Raw genomic sequence first — 20,717 nt, 5'->3', positions numbered from 1 at the left:
AATTTTACTAATACATTTAGCCTAGTGAAAATACAGCCAAATAGTACCAATATTATCAATGAATAATTTAAAATTTAATATTAATAAACATTTAATTTACACTATATACAAGTAACCTATTTAATTATAGGTAATATTTTCTTAAACGTAGGCGTAGCTGCAGTTTTTGTCCATTGAAATATAATAATTTCTGCACATGAAATTACCACTCCGCCGTGCTTTAGTTGTTCTGTTGCAATAATTTTATGCTCAGCATTACGAGAGCCTATTGCATCTGTCACTAAAACCACTTCAAATCCATTTTTTAATAAATCAATACACGTTTGTAAAACACACACGTGCGCCTCAGTGCCCACTACAACAATCGTTTTTTTGTTAAAACTAATTAACTTATCTAAGAAGCCAGCTTCTTCACAAGCACTAAAATGCACCTTACTAAAATACGTAGCACGCGGTAAAACAGATTTAATTTTGTTGTCGGTTTCTCCTAATCCTTGGGCGTACTGCTCTGAGATAAGTGTTGGTATATCGTGCACACAAGATGCCTGCGCTAATTTTAGTGTATTTTTTAAAAGACTTTGAAAATCACTAATCATGGGGGAAAGTCGCTCTTGAATATCTATGATCAGTAAAAGACTATCTTTGGCTTGTATGTTAGTTAAAGCCATTTTAAGACCTCCCTAAAACCCTTAAATAATGTTAAATATTAGTTCATTGCATTAAATTTGCACTGACAAAATATGTTTATTTTTTGTAAAAACAAAATAAAAACTGTGCTATATTTAACACTTAGCTGCATGTAGCTGCACCTGTTTTGGAGATCGGTCATCAGTGCCAATAAGTAAATTATCCCTTTTTTTTCTATTTATAATGTTGTGTATTCCTCATGCATTTGCATCGCAAAATTATGCCCAACAGTTACAACGCCTTTCTACTGATGAAGGTCTTTCACAAAATTACGTTGTAAAAATACAAGAAGATGAGATTGGCTACATTTGGATTGCAACGCAACAAGGACTAAATAGGTTTGATGGCTATAACGTTGAAACATTCGACGGTGGTTTTGACCTAGACAAACATTACATTTTTACAGTACTAAAAACACAAGACGGTAAGTTACTTGTTTCTACTGATATAGCTGGTGCATACCTAATAGACCCGCAAACTTTAAAAACAGAAAAAATCTACTCAGGACAGCTCGATAAAGAAAAACAAATTTATTCACCTGTTTCAGCAATGGCCGAAAAAAACGAACTTTATTACTTAGCAATTGATAACCAAATACTCACTTACAATAAAATCACTGGAGCTTTCACACAAACAGCGGCTTTACCCAACAAAACGTCGTATATACGTGCTCTAATACTACACAATAATACACTTTTCATTGGTGCCAATGATGGGCTATTCACGTTCAACCTTGTTAGTAATCAGCTTACAGAAATACCGCTTCACCCTGTCGAAAAAACAACAATAGACAACATCAATGTAAAGTTTTTACAGGTAGATAAAGAGCTTGGTCTTCTAGTTGGCACGGTAGAAGGGCTGTATAAATTCGCATTTTCAGAAGATAACCTTGTACTCAGCTCTAAAATAACGACGCTTATTCCCGATCTTAATATCTGGGATTACATTAATTCTGAGCAGGGTGAGTTTGTAGCAACAGAAAAAGGATTATTTAGTTTTAGCCGAATAAACGGCGAAATAGAGTTCATATTAAATTATGAAAAAAGTAAATTTAATATAAACGATAACTCAATTGACGATTTAACAATAAGCCAAACAGGAGTACTTTGGTTATCATCAAGAAGCCAAGGGGTATTCACGTGGCCCATTAATACAAGACGATTTAAAAATATTAAGTTGCCCGTCAATAATACGATAAACAAAATTCACGAAGACGAAGATAATACTATTTGGTTTGGTACAAACGATGGCCTAGCTCAATACAACCCTAAAACAAAAACTACACGTACTTTTTTAAACTCAACCGACGCTAAAGCAGTGTTTGGTTCGTCAGCAGTTTATGATATTTTTGCTTCCTCTCTTGGAAACAACCAATATTTATGGCTATATTCTTACAATGGGTTTGAATTGTTTGATAAAAATAGTAAGCAATTAGTATCAAATTTAAGTACTAATAACGATTTACTTACTCAACCTACTGTTTTCGGTTTTGCCAAAATTGGCACTCATCAATATGCATTTGCAAACGACAAAAACTTTTACCTATTTAACGAAAAAACGGGTGATATAAGGGTTATTGAAGGACTTAAAAACTTTCTAGACCCGATATATGCCTATGTGTTCCTTCCGCCAATAGAAACACACCCAAATGAACTTTTAATTAGTATGACCAACAGCCTATATAGGTATAATGAGTCCACACAAAGCTTAAACCAAATATTTCAGTCATCAAAGAATAGAGACGACATCTATTACACTGTAGATAATTATTACCTTGACTTAAAAAGAAATGTTTTATGGCTTGCAACTACTCATGAAGGCTTAATTGGCATAGACCCACAAAGCTATGAACGTAAACATTCTCTGGGGCTTAAAAGTTCTTTAAATTCAAATTCAATTTTGTCTTTAGTGCCTGATGAAAATGATTACCTGTGGGCAAGCTCTGAGAATGGGCTCTACAAGGTAAACCTCAACACACTTAATGTTACAAGTTTTTCTGTTAAAGATGGTTTAAGCACCAATAAATTTACAGACTACACGCAAAGAAAATTGAATAATGGGCAAATAATATTAGGTAGTAATGCTGGCGCCCTTCTTTTTAATCCTGCTGATTTCAATACAAAAGCAACAACTAAAAAACATAAATTAGCAATTACAGATGTCAGTCTATTGACAAGAGAATTACCTTTTTCACCTCTTGCATACAGTAATCACCCCCTCAAATTGAGCCATGATGATATGGGGTTAACGGTAAGCTTTTCTGACTTTTCTTACCCAGATACAAATAAAACGTTATATGATGTGGTTCTTGATGGCCCAACATCACTTACCTATGACAACTTAAAATCAAATCAGGTGTTTTTTACTAAACTTCAACCGGGAAGCTACTCTCTCACCATAAACGCACATTTTAAAGATGGTTTAATTAAAGCCCCACCAGTTAAGCTGAGCATGAATGTAGCCTATGCTCCTTGGAAGTCTCCCTTTGCGATATTCACCTATATTATAGTTATGTTAAGTCTCTTCGCTTTATTTTTCTGGCAATACCGTAACCGCCAAAATGTTATTCAACAAGCGCATACAGATACTATAAATTCGAAAAAACAAACAGAGCTCGCTCTTAAAAATAATAAAAGTGGAATATGGGATTTTCGATTTAAAGATGGTTCTGTAAATACCTTACGCGGCATAGAACTGGGTTATGAGAACCTTGAAGAACGAGTATCGATAGAGCTGTTTTTTTCTATTATACACCCTGACGATAAGCGTCGATTTGAAACCAAATGGCAAAGCTTTATAAGCAAAAAAAGTAAAAATAAAAATTGGCAATCAACATATCGTCTCCGCCATAAAAATGGGCAGTGGTTGTGGTATCAAGACACTGGCCAAATAATTTTTGACACTCAAACAGGCAAACCTTTGTATGTATCTGGTATTTATACCAATATTACAGAGCAGCGTGCTAATGAAGAACAAGCCAAAATACTAGGTGAAGCATTTAGCCAAATAAACGATTGGTTACTGATTTTAGACGATCATTTAATGCCATTTTCAGCAAATAATAGTTTTATAAGAACGTTCTCTGATTCAGAGGAATTTACAAATATTAGCCCGAAACTATTTATAAAGTCTATTGGTAAAGAACACTGTAAAGAGTTCGCAAAAATACTTAAAAAATTGCAACCAACTGAAAACTGGCATATTGATACGTTAATAAAAACAGCTAAAAGCAGTAAGCACCCAGTGCATATTAATGTGACTGCTGTAGCAAAAAGTACAACAGAAGTAAGCTACTATGTAATTGTTATTTCTGACCTAACAGAGCAAAAAAGAGCTGAAAATGAGCTGCGTTATTTAGCCAATTACGACGCACTAACAAAACTGCCAAATCGTAGTTTAATGTATCAAGAAATTGAGGAAGCCATTAAACAAGCCGAAAGTTCAAATACACATTGCGCACTCTTATTTATAGATTTAGATAAGTTTAAGCCAGTAAATGACTCTTTTGGTCATGCTGTAGGTGACAAGCTTCTTTGTAATATTACTGAACGGGTGAATAATATTCTTAACGAAAATGCACAGCTTGGCCGCCAAAGTGGAGATGAGTTTTTAGTTCTTATTAAAAATGTAGAATCTCAGGACTCATTAAAAGAAACAGTTATGCTAATTAGTAAAGAATTAGCAAATAAAGTGATGATTGAAGACTTTGCGATTAATATTTCTGCCAGTATAGGCGTTGCTTTGTACCCATTTGATGCAATAACAACCGACATTTTAATTCGTAACGCAGACGTCGCTATGATGCAAGCAAAGCAAAATGGCAGGAATGGTTTTAGCTTCTTTAGCGATGAAATGAACGAACAAATAAAACAAAAGCTAATGCTCGAAAATGATTTAAAAGATGCAGTAAAAGCCGACTTATTTTTTAATCATTATCAGCCAATTGTTGATATTGAAGCAAGAACAATAAATGGTGTAGAGCTACTAATGCGCTGGAAAAACAAAGAGCAATTTGTTTCACCCGCAGTGTTTATTCCAATTTCAGAAGAAACAGGTTTAATCGAGCGCTTAACTGAGTTAGCCCTTAAACGCGCACTTATTGAATTAGCGCCACTACTGAATGACAATCCATTATTTTATATTTCCTTAAACCTATCACCAAAACATATTTTAAAGGAGAACATAACCGAACGTTTACAATGCATACTAGCAGACGCGGGTATTCTGCCAAAGCAACTGAGGCTCGAAATTACAGAGACTATATTGCTTGAAGATAAACTGAAAGCTGCTAAGCAGTTACAAAAATTAAAAGCAGCAGGATTTAAATTATTGCTTGATGACTTTGGTACAGGCTATTCCTCGCTGACTTACTTGAGCCAATTCCCAATTAACGTCATAAAGATAGATCAAAGTTTTGTAAATAGTATTGGTGAGGACAAAGGAGACGAGTCAATTATTAAAACTATTATTTCTTTAGCTGAAAATTTAAACTTATATTGTATTGCTGAAGGCGTTGAAAATCGTGACCAAATGGAGTTTTTAGTTAACGCTGGTTGCCATGTGCTTCAAGGTTATTACTTTGCAAAACCAATGAGCGCCGAAGCACTTAATGAAAATAGTTGTTTTAGAAAAATTATTGAGCTTATTTGAAGCAACTAGCAAGGCATTAGAACCCCCATCCACTAACACACAGTTCTAATGACCTTTGTGGGTTAGTGTTTGTTAAAACTAACAGCGGTTTAATCGCAGCACCAGGTTGGCTACTACTCCTGCACTACTCTTCAGCCTTTACACGGTGTAACAGTAAACCAAAGCCGAGCAACAAGAATTAAACTGCCCCGGGAGATTCCTTTGGGGCCGCGTCTGCTTGCATTAATTCTGCGTTATCAACTATTTGTGAAGGTACACACCTTATGTGCACTGTCTTGCCTAAGCACCATGTAGGCCGTTGGAATTTAACTTTGAAAGGTTAATAAACTCTAGTGAATATGATGGCATTCATGGCTTTCAATTTGCAGTACGCTACTCGTTACTCTAAACCTTTCAGCAAGCAGATTCTCTACCTTTAAGCGACATGCTTCGTCATGCTTTTCAATAGTACAGTGCTTTTTGAGTACCACATGAGCCCCCACCACTAGGCCATCGTAATTACGTGTTACAGTTACATTATGTACGTTATGTACGTGTTCTATGCTTGTGATTTCGCTTTCAATATCTGCTACCTTAGGAAGTTTTGCTTTATTTAAACGCAAACCTTTAATACAACTTATAATTACTTTAATGCCCGTAAACAATACAAACGACGCTATAAGCATACTCGATAAAATATCGATGACCGCAAGGCCTGTGAAATATATTAATACACCAGCAACAAAAGTGGACACAGTAGAAATCAAATCAAAAAACGAATGTAAGAACACGGCATAAACATTAATGCTTGCTTTTCGTCCCTTGTATAACACCCAAGCAGCGGCACCGTGGAACAAAAAGCCCAGCCCCGCAATTACCGACATTAAGTAACTATTTATCTCAAGTTCGTTACCTTCATGCTGATGAATAAATCGCTCCCCACCTTCATATAGAATCACCAAACTAATTGCGAGATATAAAATGCCATTAATAAGCCCACCCATTAACTCAGCCCGTTGATAGCCATCATTGAAAGTTTTAGCTAAGTGAATAGCAAAACTTGAAGCAATTAAGGCAATAAATAGCGAACTATTATGCACAAACAAATGTCCTGCATCAGCTAATACAGCAAGCGAATTAGCATAATACGCGCCAATTACTTGTATGATCATAAATGAGCATGTTATTGCAAGCGCAATGAGTAAGCGCCTACGAGAAGCTTGGTGTGTTGTAATTTCGGTCATGAAATACTTGGATTACCTATACTTAAAATGCAAGTAAGCCGCTAAAGGCTCACTGAAGAAAGGAGTAATGATATACAGTATCAATTATAATGCGTGACTCACATAAACGCACTAAAAAAGTTAGTAATATCAACAAAACTGTACTAAAACTATATTATAAGAATAAAAATCAATCGGATATGTCCTATCTTTTATAGAAAATGAGGTAACTTAAACGTTGAACTCGATTAAAGAGATCTGGAGTACATTAAAGTGTCTCCCTTTTGCTGTTTTGGTCCACGACTCAAAAACACGCAACTACAAAGCAAACGAATCCGCGTTAAACCTGTTTAATTTAAAGCAGCATTCTGACTTGAATGAAAATCACTTTAGTCACATAAAGCTAATAAGCCCTTTAAGTAAAAAAACTTTATTATTACAGAACCTTTTTGATGTTTATCTTATACCTAATGTTCAAAATAAAGTGGTGCTTGAAGTAGATCAAACAGCCTTCTTACTGAACATTAAATTTGCCAATATTACCGAGACCGTTTCAATGATCACCTTTGAAATAGAAAAACAAACAATTGATGAACAATATAATTTTGATGTTGTTATATCGAATATATCAGCCGATCTCATTGATATTCAAAACGATGATGTAGATAAACATATTAATTATGCATTAAAAGCAATTGGCACTGTATGCCATGCAGATCGCAGCTATTTATTTAAATTTAACGACGAAAACACACAAATGAGTAATACACATGAATGGGTAAATAAAGGCATAATGCCTTTTAAGGATTCGTTGCAAAATGTACCTAAAAGTGAACTACCCTACTTTTTTAAATTAATGAACGACACTTACCTTTTTAAAGTAAATGATGTGGCGGATTTACCAGCCTCTGCAGGTGGTGAAAAAAAAGAATTTGAACTACAAAAAATCAAATCAGTAATGTGCATTGGCTTAAGCTACGAAAAAGAGCTTGTTGGTTTTATTGGTTGCGATTGTGTAGCAGTAAAACGTGAATGGACAAACCTTGATTTAATCAGAATAAAATTAGTGGGTGAAATACTAACCAACGCGTTCAAAAATATAAACTATAAACAAAAATTAGAACTTACTCAGCAGCAACTTATCACAGCAAATCAACAATTAAGTGAGCTGGTAAATACAGACGGCTTGACTAACATAGCTAATCGTCGGTGCTTTGATCAAACTATAGATGACGAAATACAACGATGCGTTCGTTACCAACAACCCATTAGCTTACTTATTTGCGACATCGACTTTTTTAAAAAATACAACGATAGTTATGGTCATCAAAAAGGGGATGAGGCATTAAAACAAGTTGCTGAAACACTGCAAAATTTATGTAAGCGCCCCGGCGATCTAGCAGCTCGATATGGTGGTGAAGAATTTGCACTTATTTTACCCTGTACCAATACTGATAATGCATATTGCTTTTCCATTCTAATTCAAAAAGAAATAGCCAAGTTGGGCATAGAGCATAAATATTCAGAAGTAAGTGATATGCTTACTTTAAGTATTGGTTTTTATAGCTTAATTCCTAACACAAAAACAATAGCAGAAGACATTATTGCAAAAGCAGACGCTGCTCTTTATAACGCTAAAGAAACTGGTCGAAATAAAATTTCCGAGAGCCCCCCTCGATAATATGTACTTCTTAAGTGCCCACTTTTTGTAGGTAATTACATTGAAAAGTGGTAGTCTTTATTAGTTTAAAATTAAAACAACACACCATTTTATGATTAATTATTATAAGGAATATTTAAATGGATCCAGTGTCACAAATCCTCGATGTCGTATTTACTGTTGAGGCATTTTTACTCATATTTGTTATTGTGCTTCTAAAAAGCAGTGTTAAATTTGTCCCTCAAAATAGAGCTTGGCTAATTGAACGTTTTGGTAAATACCAATCAACCAAAGAAGCCGGCCTTAATTTTATTATTCCGTTTATCGATAGAATATCTGCCGACCGCAGCTTAAAAGAACAGGCGCAAGATGTACCATCTCAATCAGCTATAACAAAAGACAACATCTCGTTAATTGTAGATGGCGTATTATACTTTCGAGTATTAGACCCGTACAAAGCTACCTATGGTGTTGACGATTATACATTTGCGGTTGTTCAGCTTTCGCAAACAACAATGCGTTCAGAGCTTGGTAAAATGGAGCTAGATAAAACTTTTGAAGAGCGTGACCTACTAAACACAAATATCGTAGCTGCAATAAACCAAGCATCTGAGCCATGGGGTATTCAAGTACTGCGTTACGAAATTAAAGATATTGTGCCACCGAACTCGATTATGGAAGCTATGGAAGCACAAATGAAGGCCGAGCGTGTAAAACGTGCTCAAATTTTAGAGTCTGAAGGTGACCGTCAAGCAAATATAAATGTCGCTGAAGGCAAAAAGCAAGCACAAGTGCTTGCTGCAGAAGCAGATAAAGCTGAGCAAATTTTACGTGCGGAAGGTGAAGCTACCGCAATTACAACCGTCGCTGAAGCACAAGCCAATGCACTATTAAAAGTCGGTGAAGCCGCTGATACAGAGCAAGGGCAAAAAGCGATTCAACTTGATTTAGCAACTAAAGCCATTTCGGCTAAAGAAGCCATTGCACGTGAATCATCTGTTGTTCTTCTCCCTGACAACGCAACAGATGCAAGCTCAATGGTTGCGCAAGGCATGGCAATCATTAATAGTTTAAACAAGCAAAATAAAGGTTAACACCTAAAGAGGTTTGTATGGATTTTATTATGCAAAATTTACCACAAGCACTTATGGTGCTTGGTATAATTGCCTTAATAATAGAAGTAGCCGTGCTGGGTCTCTCTACTATTATTCTATTATTTTTTGGCTTATCACTACTGATAACTGGTTTTTCAATGAGTATAGGAATATTGCCTGACTCATTAACAACTGCACTATGGAGTAACACAGTGGTAACGGCTATTTTAGCCATTGGCCTGTGGAAACCTCTAAAAAAAATGCAAAACCGTGTGGATACAAAGCCCGTAACAAACGATTTTGCAGAGCTTACTTTTACCCTAGATGACGACGTTACCGATCAAGGGTTAACTACGTATAATTATTCAGGTATTAGCTGGAAATTAAAAAGTGAGCAAACAATTACTGCAGGCACTCGCGTATACGTTATGAAAAAAGATGTTGGCGTTATGTGGGTCAAACCAGTCTCCCAGTAACCTGTAAACAAATTATAAAATAACGGGTGGCTCTAGTTGCCCGTTTTTTATCCCGCTAATTTGAATTGTCGTCCCTTGTATATTTTGTAAGTCCTTATTAGACTCGCACACTGCTGAAGTCACAAATAGCAGCTCACCTTGTTTGCCGCCAAATGCTGTACATGTAGGATTGAGGTTATTTACTTTTATTGTATGAATTACTTCTGCATCAGGCGATAAACACATAATACAGCCCATTCCCCATACCGCTAACCACAAGTTACCAATACTGTCGATTACGCAACCATCGGGATCTACATCGGTGTTATTAAATTGATAGAATACCTTCGCCGTGCCAGCAACTTCACCTGTGTTAACATCAAGGTCAAGAACATAAATACAGCTTGTAAAAGAGTCACTATAGTAACCACGAGAGCGAGCTTTATCAAAACACAAACCATTAGGAATGGTTAAATCAGTCACAATGCAATTTAGCTTTTTATTGTAATAGCGGTATATCTTGCCCTGCCCTTTTTCGGCAGTCATATCCATTGTACTTAACCAAAAACCACCCCAGGGATCGGCACGCCCATCGTTTGAGCGCCTATTCGTCTCGCCACTTTCAAGTTCCGTAATTAACTGAGGTATTTTACGCTTTATATTGTAACGATAAATCCCAGATTCAGTTCCTAAAATTAAATGCTCTTTATCTTGCCAAGCTATAGCTGTCACTATAAAAGGCATTTCAACCGAGTAAGCATTTGCTGGTTCATCGAGTGAACGACAAAATAACAGTTTTTCATTGATATCAACCCAAAAGAGTGTTGCCAACATTGGGTGCCATAGCGGACTTTCGCCAAGCTGATTTTGCGTATTATTAAATAAGGTGATTTTAAAATCGCTCATTATAGAGTTTATTTACCTTGTAGGAGCAAACTATGACCTTGGTACAATTATTCGCAGTACAAGGCTCTTAAATTATCGGGCTCGAAAGCAACAACGGCTAAATTATGCTGACTTACGTTCGCGATATAATAACTATAACAATGTCAATTTATGCAAAAATATTGACGCATATTATCCATCTTAATGTTGCAAAATCAGTGACCCTTTTAAAGGTTTATTATTAACATAAGCTTGAAGCCTAACATTAACAAAAAATATAACTCAGTGCGATGGAATTACAGCCATAAAATTACTAAAAATATCATGCCAATTAATTAATATATTAACTACCGACATATTTATTAAATTAAATGTCTTATTTATTGTTTACTTATTATTGAATTAACCTTCAATAGGAATGCAACTTATTGATAATATGTGTTTTATAGCTCGCCCTCACTGGCCTTAGTTGGTAACATAAAGTCAGATTAAAAGGAGTTACAATTATGGCTAAAAATATAAAACATGCACTTGTAGTCGAAGGTGGCGCAATGCGCGGTATATTTGCTGCAGGTGTCCTTGATGAATTTTTATCGCAAAATCATCAGCCCTTTGATTGTTATTTTGGCGTTTCTGCAGGAGCAACAAATGTAGCTGCATTCTTATGTAAGCAACCCATGCGAAACTACAAAGTGATCACAGATTATTCATGTAGGCCGGAGTTTATTAATCTGGCTCGGTTTTTAAAAGGTGGTCACTTATTTGACCTTGATTGGTTATGGGAAGAAACTATTCGTGAAATTCGTCTACAAACCGAAATATTTGAGCAAAACCCACAACCGTTTTATATTGTTACTACCGCTATAGATTCAGGTAAAGCCTATTATTTAGAAGCAACAAACGACAATATGGTTGAGCAATTAAAAGCATCCTGCGCAATTCCTATTGCATATCGTGATTACCCGATTATAAATAACACACCTATGACGGATGGTGGAGTTGCAGACTCTATTCCTGTTATCAAGGCGTATGAAATGGGGGCGCGCGAAATAACGGTTATCTTGTCACGTTCACGAGGGTACAAAAAAAAAGCGACAAAAACGTCTTGGCTCACTAAACAAATTTATAAGGGCTATCCTGCACTCATAAATGCAGCATTAAATAGAGCTGACGTTTATAATAAAAGTATCGATTTTATAGAAAACCCACCCAGCGATTGTATAGTTAATATTATTGCACCACCAAAGCACTTTAAAGTGGGCAGAACCACTAAATCGTTTAATATTTTAAATAAAGGATACCAAATGGGCATAGCTGAGGCACGTGCATACTTGCAATCCCTCTAAAATAAACAATTAAAGAAAATACTTTAACCGCCGATATTAATTATAATTTAGTCAGGAAAAAAATATGAGTGAAAAAATAAATGACGATGCACTTCATGCTCTTAAAATAGCGTTTACATATATGCCAAAAGCTATTGAAGTGACTAAATATGAATATGGTGAGCACTATCAAACGGTCCTTGATCATATAGAAGCCGTAAGAGAAACACTTATGATAAACGATGTTGATCCAGAAGAAGTTGATGGAAATATCAACCCAGAGTACACACCTAACTCAACATACTAAATTACAAATTAGATAACGTGCACACAAATACGCTAAATCTATGTTTTAATAAAATCGTTTTTTATGTATTTAGTTGCCGAGATAGTAATAGCTTTTTATCACTTTTTAACGTTATTCTAAGCTTGCTAAATAAAGTTTAAAAAAATTAATACTATAGGGTTTTTCTATTGAATTTTCTTAGGCAATTTCACGACATAGTCTCTGATCAAAGTTTAACATTTGACAACAAAACGCAAAAGCTTTTAACGTTTGGGCTTAACGTTTTTCATCTTAATTTAGCTATTATTAGTAAGGTTGAAGACCAGTGTTACACTGTTTTATATGCGGTTACCCCCAACAACGATCTTGCTATAGGTACACAATTTGACCTAGAAGGTACTTACTGCACACACACCCTCAAAGCAGGCTCAGCCCTCGCTTTTCACAATGTATCTCAGAGCGAAATTGCAGACCACCCTTGCTTTGCTAATTTCCAACTGGAATCCTACATTGGTGCTCCTATTAAAATAGGTAATGAAGTGTTTGGAACCGTTAACTTTTCTTCTGCTGATTCATCGCCTGTTTTTACAGACCAAACCTATGATTATATAGAATTATTTGCACAATGGTTAGGTGCGGAATTTGCCAGAAACCAAACAAAAGATCGCCTAATAAAAAATAGTAATAGCCTTGTTAAGCTTGAAAGCGTTGCGAATATAGGAACTTGGGAAGTTGATATTGCCCACAATAAAATTTATTGGAGCAAGCAAACCAAACTAATTCACGAAGTTGATGAAAACTATCAACCTATGATGGAAACCGCAATTAACTTCTATAAAGAGGGATCAAGCCGAGAAAATATTACCAAAGCAGTAGAGTTAGCCGTTAGCAAAGGCAAAAAGTGGAATTTAGACCTTGAAATTGTTACTGCAAAAAATAACAACATTTGGGTATCGACCTTTGGAGAAGCTGAATTTGAAGGCGACACCTGCGTAAGGTTATTTGGCACGTTTCAAGATGTAACAGAGTCGATGACACTTCGTGAAGAACTTAAAAGCAAAAAAGCAGAGGCTGAACGCTTACTTTTTGATAGAAGCATGCTTTTTGCAAAAATTAGCCATGAACTTAGAACGCCACTCAATGGTATTACAGGCATGCTCACCACCTTGATAGATGAGCATGATGAACAAAAAAGAACAGAAAAAATTAAAGTTGCGCTACGCAGCTCAGACATATTATTGAATATTATTAATGAGGTTCTTGATTTCTCAAAAATTAATCATGGCGAGCTTAAGCTTGAACCAAATAATGTTTTATTAAAAACTGTTTTCACTGACCTTGTTTCACTTTATACCCCTTTATTTACTGAAAAGCGTGTCGCACTTGAAGTGAAAAATGAAATTAATGACGATTGCTGGGCCTTTTTCGACAACACACGCCTAAGCCAAATTACCTCCAATTTACTCAGTAATGCATTAAAGTTTACAGAAAAAGGTAGTGTAAAGCTGGACACGTTTTTGACCAATATTGACGACGCTTTGTCACTCACTATTACCGTGACGGACTCAGGCAGAGGGATGACTCCTGAATTTCTTAAATCGCTATTTTCTCCATTTACGCAAGAAGTCGATGCTAAAAATACAAAAGGCGGTACAGGTCTAGGCTTAGCAATTGTAAAAGAACTTGTTCAGTACATGGGCGGTAAAATTGAAGTCAGTAGCGAAATTAATAAAGGCTCTACATTTTCAGTTTATATCCCTATAACCCGAGGTGAAGAGCAAGTACTTGAAGATAAACCGCTCGCTAACATTGATTTAAACACAAGCGAGTTATCTGTGCTTGTTGTTGATGACAACGACATCAATAGATTAGTGCTTAACGCATCCCTAAATAAGCTTAATATACACCCCGACTTTGCGGTTGATGGTCAAGACGCTGTTTTAAAATGTAAGCAAAAGCCGTATGACCTTATTTTTATGGACTGTATTATGCCTATTTTGGACGGTTTTGAAGCGACTAAGCAGTTAAGAGAGCAAAAAATTTGCCCCGCAGATAAAACGTATATTGTTGCATTAACGGCTAATACGTCGTCGCAAGATAAACTTGCCTGTAAACAAGCTGGCATGGATATGTTTATATCAAAACCTTTTAAAATGTACTCACTTGAGCTCGCTATCGCATCAGCAATAAAAACCGTTAAGCCAAAATTACATTAAATGTACCTGACAGTAAGTAAAAGGAAATAACAATGAAATTAATAGCTCGGACCATTTTGATTACTATTTTAGCTTTGTCACTTTATGTCGGTTATTCGTCACAGGATTGGCAGTCAATCATGGTAATTTTAATTGTTAGTGGCTTTTTGCTACTACTTACCTTTGTCACTACAAACTCAAAACAAGGTGCAACCACATATAATACTAGTACAAGTTACTCTGATAATAATTGCAGCGGTTCAGATTCTGGCTGTGGTGGCGGTGGCGATTAACCTATTTATATATGATTAATTACGCCATAAAAAAGCCGCCTTTGGAGAGGGCGGCTTGGGTTAACAAACAGCGATGGGTGTACCTTGCTGTTATATCAAGAGAGGTTTTGCACGTTAAGCAGCTGTTTTGTCTTGCTCGCTTTCTTCGCTGTTGCGAATTAAGTAATCAAAAGCACCTAAACTTGCTGTTGCACCGCTGCCCATGGCAATAATAATTTGCTTAAATGGGGTATTTGTAGCATCACCTGCGCCATAAACACCTGGTAATGACGTAGCACCTTTTGCATCAATTAATATTTCACCAAATTTACTTAGCGCTAAGTCACTAATTTTTAACCACTCAGTGTTAGGAATTAAGCCTATTTGTACAAAAATACCCGCTAGAGTAAGTGCCTTGCTATCACCTGATACTCGGTCTGTGTAAGTGAGTCCTGTTACCTTTTTACCATCGCCAAGTACTTCTGTAGTTTGGGCGTTTTTAATAATAGTAATATTATTTAAGCTGTTTGCTTTGCGAATAAGTACTTCATCGGCGCGCAATGTATCTGCAAATTCAAGCACTGTTACATGCTCAACAATGTTTGCTAAATCAATTGCAGCTTCAATACCTGAGTTGCCACCACCAATTACAGCTACAGGCTTACCTTTAAATAAAGGACCGTCACAATGTGGGCAGTATGCTACACCGTGCCCACGGTACTCTTGCTCACCGGGTACGTTCATTTCACGCCAACGTGCACCGGTTGCTAAAACTAGTGATTTAGCTTTTAAAGTAGCCCCGTTCTCAAGCGTAATTTCGTATTTGTTATTAACGCGTTCAAGCCCTGCTGCACGTTGGTTATGCATTACATCAACATCGTACTCTTTCACATGCTCTTCAAGCTGTGCAACAAGTTTTGGCCCTTCAGTGGCTTTAACCGAGATAAAGTTTTCAATAGCTAATGTGTCAGCAACTTGCCCACCAAATCGCTCTGCAACAATACCGGTATTTAGCCCTTTACGTGCAGAATAAATTGCAGCTGATGCACCGGCAGGTCCTCCACCTACTATTAGCACGTCAAATTCATCTTTTTCACTCAGTGCCGCTGCTTGGCGTGCTGCACCTTTACTATCTACCTTGTTTAAAATGTCAGTTAGGCTTAGTGCACCTTGGCTAAATGGTTCGCCATTTAAATAAACAGCCGGTACGGCTAAAATGTTGCGCTCTTCTACTTCCTCTTGAAATAGTGCGCCATCAATCATTGTTGCTTTAATTTTGCTATTAGTCGCGGCCATTGTATTTAGCGCCTGCACTACTTGAGGGCACGTTTGGCAGCTCAAACTAATGTAAATTTCAAAATTAAGTTCTTGATCAAGTGATTGTATTTGTTCAATGTCTTCGCTTTTTGCTTTACTTGCGTGTCCGCCAGTGTGTAAAAGCGCTAGCACTAAACTTGTAAATTCATGTCCCATTGGTACGCCTGCAAACGTAATATGGGTATTTTTAACTGGTGAATGTACAACCATAGACGGGCGGCGTGCGCTGGTATCTGGGTTGTTAACTACCTTAAACTTATCGCTTAATGATGCTAAATCGTTTGCTAAGTCTTCTACTTCTGTTGATTTTTTGCTGTCATCCAAGGCAATAAGCAGCTCAACAGGTTGAGTAAGCGATTCGAAATGGCTTTTTAATTGATTTTTAATGTTGTTATCTAACATGGCTTAACCCTTTTTAGGAAAATTTAAACAGCAAGCCTCCCATGCCAATTAATGCATGTGCTTAATCATCAAATTGAGATAGGAGGCACCAATAAACGAATATTTATTGGTTTAAGGGCAGTTACCTGCCCTTACAGTTGAGGTAATCTAAACCTAGATTTTACCAACTAGGTCTAATGAAGGAGCAAGTGTGTCTTCACCTGGCTGCCAAGATGCAGGACAAACTTCACCGTCGTGAGTTGCAATGTATTGTGCAGCTTGTACTTTACGCACTAGCTCTTTAGCGCTACGGCCAATGCCTAAATCGTGAGTTTCAATTACTTTAATTTCACCTTCAGGGTTCATTACAAACGTACCACGAAGTGCTAGGCCATCATCTTCAATCATAACGCCAAAGCTGCGAGTAATACGGCCTGTTGGGTCGCCAATCATCGGGAATTTAATTTTACCGATTGTGTCTGACGTATCGTGCCATGCTTTATGAGTAAAATGAGTATCAGTTGATACTGAGTAAACTTCTACACCCATTTCTTGAAGTTGCTCGTAGTAATCAGCAACATCGCCAAGTTCAGTAGGACATACAAATGTGAAATCTGCTGGGTAAAAGAAGAAGATTGACCACTTACCAAGTACATCTTTTTCAGATACTTCTACAAAATCACCATTGTGGTATGCAGTTGCGTTAAAAGGTTGAATTTTTGTGTTGATTAATGAAGTGCTCATAGTATTCCTCATTTATATTTAATGTATTAATTTAAGTTACCAAGCAAAGCGAGATTTGTTGGCTAACCTTGCTGGCTTGATTAATATAATAAGCCCATCGATAAATTAAATAAAATTGATTGTTTAGATTAAAACAATCGATTTTTAGGATGAAACTAAATAATAACTAGATTCGTACTTAATTTATTACAATATATCGGTTTACACGCGTAAGGCTGATACAATTGCCTCGCTTACTATTAAAAACACCCAGGGCACACTGTTATGAACAAGTTTATCAATCACATCCAATTAGGCTATCTTGGCCTAATACCATTTCTAGCCTGTTTAGCGTGGCCGCTGATGCTCGGTAGTAACAGTGTTAACTTAGAGTTTTTTACGTTTTATAGCATTGCTATTCTTGCTTTTATGGCAGGTAATCTTTGGCATGCCGGCCAGCAAAGCTATGCTGATGCAATAAAAGCGGTACTACCTGTTATTCCGGTACCTTTTTTAGCATTTTTACCTGTTGAATGGGTTTTAGGGTGGTTATCGCTGAGTTTTTGGCTTGTTCTACTTTTTGAAAAATCAACATCACAGTGGCAAACCTACGACAAAGACTATCAAAAAATGCGCTTTGTGCTGACGTCGGTCGTGTTTGTATGCCACATATTTATTATTGGTATGAGTATTTACCCAAAATAGTAGCTATTACCTTAAATATTGCGCGGTAATAATGTACCATCCGCGCACAGCTATTTGAGGACTCACCATGATTGACCAATTACGCCAGCAGCTTGACGAGCTTGGCGAAAACTATGTAGAAAAAAACGCCGCTTTCAAAATCAAGGTCATTCCATTTTTTTGCGCTATTAGCATTAAAAAAGATCACAAAAATGAAAACCGCCTCAACTTTTATTCAAATCAACTTATTGAGATATTTTTAGTTGTTTTGCTCATATTATTTGGCGTAACGTTATATAAAGCGGACGGTGGGTTTACAGATGGCCCACTGCATTTTGCATTTGCAATTGTAATCACTTTTAACTTAATTATTAAGCAAATAGCCATCGAAGGCCTAAAAACAAGGCTTGCTTTTGAGCGTTTAAATACGGCGAATAAGCAACTTCAAAACGTTAATAAGCAAAACACATAGCAAAGTATGTACTTAAATCCTAATTGGCGAATACTTACTGTTGGCGATGGCGACTTATCGTTTTCTCATGCGATTTTTGAGCACGTAAAACCAAATAAGTTAGTCGCCTCAACTTACGATAGCGCACAAACCATAGAACAAAAATACCCTGATAACGCTTTAAAAAAATTGCGTGAATGCAGTGTTGACGTTCTTAATAATTTTGATGTGACGAGCAAAGCGTGTTGGCAAACATTAAAAAGTAACAACCAATACTTTGATGTAGTCATTTTTCAGTTCCCACTTATTCCTGCATTTGTAGGTAAAGAGGCGTTTGAAGCTAGCACTCGTAAATCAAGTATGAACGTTTTAAACAGAGCCCTATTACATCAATTTATTAAATATGCCACTGAGTTTGCGTTAAACCCAAATGGCCCAATGCTTTGCTTTATAACCTCTAAAGATGTAAAACCTTATCGTGAATGGAACATAGAAGGCAGTTTAAACGAACGTTTAAGCAGCAAATATTGTGGCCAAATGCCATTTGATATAACACGTTTTTCGGGCTATAAAATTCGTAATGTTGACCGTGACAAACACGTCAAAGACACAAGCGGGATCACGTATGTATTTAGCCCAAAAAGTAGCACCTTAGAACCCCAACTAGCCAAACAATTAACCAAACCCAGCTACTTGACATCAAACCATTGCGCGCTTTGCCGAGTTGGACCGTTCATCGCAGAAGAAGACCAAGCAAAACATCTTAAAGCTAAAAAGCACTTACAAATGTTACGCCTAGAATCTGATTGGCAACACTGGCTAAACACCTTTTACAGCTAACTATTGGCTGCCTTAATTAAGTCAGCCGCTTTTTCTGCAATCGCTATAACAGGGGCATTAGTGTTACCTGTGACAATTGTGGGCATTATCGACGCGTCAACAACACGTAAATTATTAACGCCATGCACTTTTAACTTGCTGTCAACAACCGACATCTCGTCCTTACCCATTTTACATGTCCCAACGGGATGATATTCAGTGTCAGCTGTTTCACGAATAAACTCTATTAACTGCTGATCATTATTTATATCGAGTGGATAAACCATATCTGCACGTATTTCATCAAAGGCTGGGCTATTCATTATTGCGAGTGTTTTTTTCAAACCCAACAACATTATGTTTAAGTCATCTTGATGGCTTAAATAATTAGGATCAATCAGTGGTGCTGCATAGGGGTCATTGTTTGCAAGCTTGATAGTCCCTCTACTTTTAGGTCGCATAATACTGCTATGAATACTGTACCCATGCCCATAATGCAACTTGCGACTATGATCGTCTACTAGCCCAATTACAAATTCGAGTTGAACATCAGGTGCCGGCGAATCTTTAAATAATTTAATAAACGCATGAGACTCCGCAAAGTTACTTGTTAAACATCCGTTTCGTTTACTAAACCAATCTGCAACCCCTTTGGTAACTTGAAGCGCACCTTTTGGGCTTATACCAAACGTACCGGCACTATTATTGGCTTTAAAAAGTGGAACCACTGTTAGATGGTCTTGTAAATTTTCACCAACGCCTTCTAACACAACCTTCACATCAATATTATGTAATTTTAAATGCTCTTTTGGTCCAATCCCCGATAGCATTAAAATTTGCGGCGAATTAATAGCCCCCGCACTCAAAATCACCTCTTTATTAGCCGTTAACTCTATTTGCTGTTTGTTACGTGTTATTTGCACTCCTTGCGCAGTTTTATTTTTTATATTTATTTTTTTAACGTGGCAATGTGTGAATACGGTTAGGTTATCCCTATTTAAATTAGGTGTTAAATACGCTTTCGCTGCACTACAACGTTCTCCTTTATGCTGTGTAACCTGCGACAAACGTGCACCACTTTGTTCTTTACCGTTAATATCATCATTTAGCGGTACCCCTTGTTCAGCGCAAGCATTTAAAAAATACTGATTAACAGAACTTGGCGTATTTAGCTCTTGTACATAAAGCGGTCCACCAACTCCATGCAATGGGTTATTTATAAATTCACTGTTGTTTTCAGCTTTTATAAAATAGGGCAACATGCTTTTATAATCCCAGCCAATGTTCCCCTGCTTTTCCCACTCATCATAATCGTGTTTATTACCTCGAATATAAACCATTGCATTGATTGAGCTTGAACCACCGAGCACTTTACCCCTTGGCATAAAACCGCACCGATTGTTAAGTGCTTTTTGGGGTACTGTATTATAGTGCCAACTGTTAATACCATAAGGCACGCTGGCAGCAACTGCAGCTGGCATTTGAACAAGAGCGCTTTTATCTCCCCCGCCGGCTTCAATTAAACATACACTCACATTTTTATCTTCAGATAAACGCGAAGCAATAACACACCCAGCACTACCTGCCCCTATAACAATGTAATCAAATGTTGTGCTCTGCATGTGAGCCCT

17 protein-coding genes are annotated in these 20,717 nt (G+C 36.8%); 11 read left to right on the top strand and 6 right to left on the bottom strand.

Features of this window, described 5'->3' with window-relative positions; translation table 11 throughout:
- Positions 1-116: 116 nt before the first annotated feature.
- The gene (locus ATS72_RS18190; RefSeq protein ID WP_058429851.1) at positions 117-668 is read right to left on the bottom strand and encodes an isochorismatase family protein; all 552 of its coding nucleotides are present in this window, start codon (positions 666-668) and stop codon (positions 117-119) included.
- 202 nt (positions 669-870) lie between these two features.
- Between ATS72_RS18190 and ATS72_RS18185 the strand changes: the two genes are divergently transcribed.
- Complete coding sequence (locus tag ATS72_RS18185) at positions 871-5,337, top strand: EAL domain-containing protein (protein ID WP_058429852.1); 4,467 nt, start codon at positions 871-873, stop codon at positions 5,335-5,337.
- A gap of 329 nt (positions 5,338-5,666) precedes the next feature.
- Here the strand turns inward: ATS72_RS18185 and ATS72_RS18180 are convergent, their stop codons facing one another.
- Positions 5,667-6,560, bottom strand: a complete 894-nt coding sequence (locus ATS72_RS18180; protein ID WP_006791624.1) for a cation diffusion facilitator family transporter — start codon at positions 6,558-6,560, stop codon at positions 5,667-5,669.
- 217 nt (positions 6,561-6,777) lie between these two features.
- Here ATS72_RS18180 and ATS72_RS18175 point away from each other — a divergent pair, with 217 nt between their 5' ends.
- The 3 genes from ATS72_RS18175 (at position 6,778) to ATS72_RS18165 (ending at position 9,769) form a co-directional block, all read left to right on the top strand.
- Positions 6,778-8,220, top strand: a complete 1,443-nt coding sequence (locus ATS72_RS18175) for a sensor domain-containing diguanylate cyclase (RefSeq protein ID WP_074210184.1) — start codon at positions 6,778-6,780, stop codon at positions 8,218-8,220.
- Positions 8,221-8,339: 119 nt separating this feature from the next.
- Positions 8,340-9,293 (top strand): slipin family protein, encoded by a 954-nt coding sequence (locus tag ATS72_RS18170; protein WP_006791622.1) that lies wholly within the window; start codon positions 8,340-8,342, stop codon positions 9,291-9,293.
- Between the two features lie 17 nt (positions 9,294-9,310).
- Positions 9,311-9,769: an NfeD family protein gene (locus ATS72_RS18165; RefSeq protein ID WP_006791621.1), complete on the top strand. Its 459-nt coding sequence runs from the start codon at positions 9,311-9,313 to the stop codon at positions 9,767-9,769.
- A 12-nt stretch (positions 9,770-9,781) separates the two neighbouring features.
- Here ATS72_RS18165 and ATS72_RS18160 read toward each other — a convergent pair whose 3' ends face one another.
- On the bottom strand, positions 9,782-10,654 hold the full coding sequence (locus ATS72_RS18160; protein WP_058429854.1) for an SMP-30/gluconolactonase/LRE family protein: 873 nt from the start codon (positions 10,652-10,654) through the stop codon (positions 9,782-9,784).
- Between the two features lie 485 nt (positions 10,655-11,139).
- Between ATS72_RS18160 and ATS72_RS18155 the strand changes: the two genes are divergently transcribed.
- The 4 genes from ATS72_RS18155 to ATS72_RS18140 all read left to right on the top strand — a co-directional run bounded on the left by ATS72_RS18155 (position 11,140) and on the right by ATS72_RS18140 (position 14,732).
- Complete coding sequence (locus tag ATS72_RS18155; protein WP_058429855.1) at positions 11,140-11,979, top strand: patatin-like phospholipase family protein; 840 nt, start codon at positions 11,140-11,142, stop codon at positions 11,977-11,979.
- Positions 11,980-12,043: 64 nt separating this feature from the next.
- Entirely contained in the window at positions 12,044-12,265 is a 222-nt protein-coding gene (locus ATS72_RS18150; RefSeq protein WP_058429856.1) for a hypothetical protein, read from the top strand.
- A 167-nt stretch (positions 12,266-12,432) separates the two neighbouring features.
- The gene (locus tag ATS72_RS18145; RefSeq protein WP_058429857.1) at positions 12,433-14,460 is read left to right on the top strand and encodes a hybrid sensor histidine kinase/response regulator; all 2,028 of its coding nucleotides are present in this window, start codon (positions 12,433-12,435) and stop codon (positions 14,458-14,460) included.
- Between the two features lie 32 nt (positions 14,461-14,492).
- Positions 14,493-14,732 carry a hypothetical protein gene (locus ATS72_RS18140; RefSeq protein ID WP_058429858.1) on the top strand — a complete coding sequence of 80 codons (240 nt, stop codon included), beginning with the start codon at positions 14,493-14,495 and terminating at the stop codon, positions 14,730-14,732.
- A gap of 114 nt (positions 14,733-14,846) precedes the next feature.
- On the opposite strand, the gene ahpF is transcribed toward ATS72_RS18140, so the two are convergent.
- Positions 14,847-16,430: an alkyl hydroperoxide reductase subunit F gene (gene ahpF, locus ATS72_RS18135; RefSeq protein WP_058429859.1), complete on the bottom strand. Its 1,584-nt coding sequence runs from the start codon at positions 16,428-16,430 to the stop codon at positions 14,847-14,849.
- Positions 16,431-16,583: 153 nt separating this feature from the next.
- Entirely contained in the window at positions 16,584-17,153 is a 570-nt protein-coding gene (gene ahpC / locus ATS72_RS18130) for an alkyl hydroperoxide reductase subunit C (RefSeq protein WP_004587118.1), read from the bottom strand.
- A 264-nt stretch (positions 17,154-17,417) separates the two neighbouring features.
- Between ahpC and ATS72_RS18125 the strand changes: the two genes are divergently transcribed.
- From ATS72_RS18125 to ATS72_RS18115, 3 genes are all read left to right on the top strand, one after another.
- The gene (locus ATS72_RS18125; protein WP_058429860.1) at positions 17,418-17,837 is read left to right on the top strand and encodes a DUF3429 domain-containing protein; all 420 of its coding nucleotides are present in this window, start codon (positions 17,418-17,420) and stop codon (positions 17,835-17,837) included.
- Positions 17,838-17,904: 67 nt separating this feature from the next.
- Positions 17,905-18,288, top strand: coding sequence for a hypothetical protein (locus tag ATS72_RS18120; protein WP_006791613.1), 384 nt, complete (start codon positions 17,905-17,907; stop codon positions 18,286-18,288).
- 6 nt (positions 18,289-18,294) lie between these two features.
- Entirely contained in the window at positions 18,295-19,107 is an 813-nt protein-coding gene (locus ATS72_RS18115; RefSeq protein WP_058429861.1) for a class I SAM-dependent methyltransferase, read from the top strand.
- Here ATS72_RS18115 and ATS72_RS18110 read toward each other — a convergent pair.
- On the bottom strand, positions 19,104-20,708 hold the full coding sequence (locus tag ATS72_RS18110; RefSeq protein WP_058429862.1) for a GMC family oxidoreductase: 1,605 nt from the start codon (positions 20,706-20,708) through the stop codon (positions 19,104-19,106). The two genes, ATS72_RS18115 and ATS72_RS18110, sit on opposite strands and share 4 nt — an antisense overlap.
- Between the last annotated feature and the right edge of the window lie 9 nt (positions 20,709-20,717).

This window comes from Pseudoalteromonas sp. 13-15 (genome assembly GCF_001468205.2).
GTDB lineage: Bacteria > Pseudomonadota > Gammaproteobacteria > Enterobacterales > Alteromonadaceae > Pseudoalteromonas > Pseudoalteromonas marina.
The sequence above is the reverse complement of the archived record's forward strand: the minus strand, read 5'-3'. Positions and strand labels throughout refer to the sequence as shown.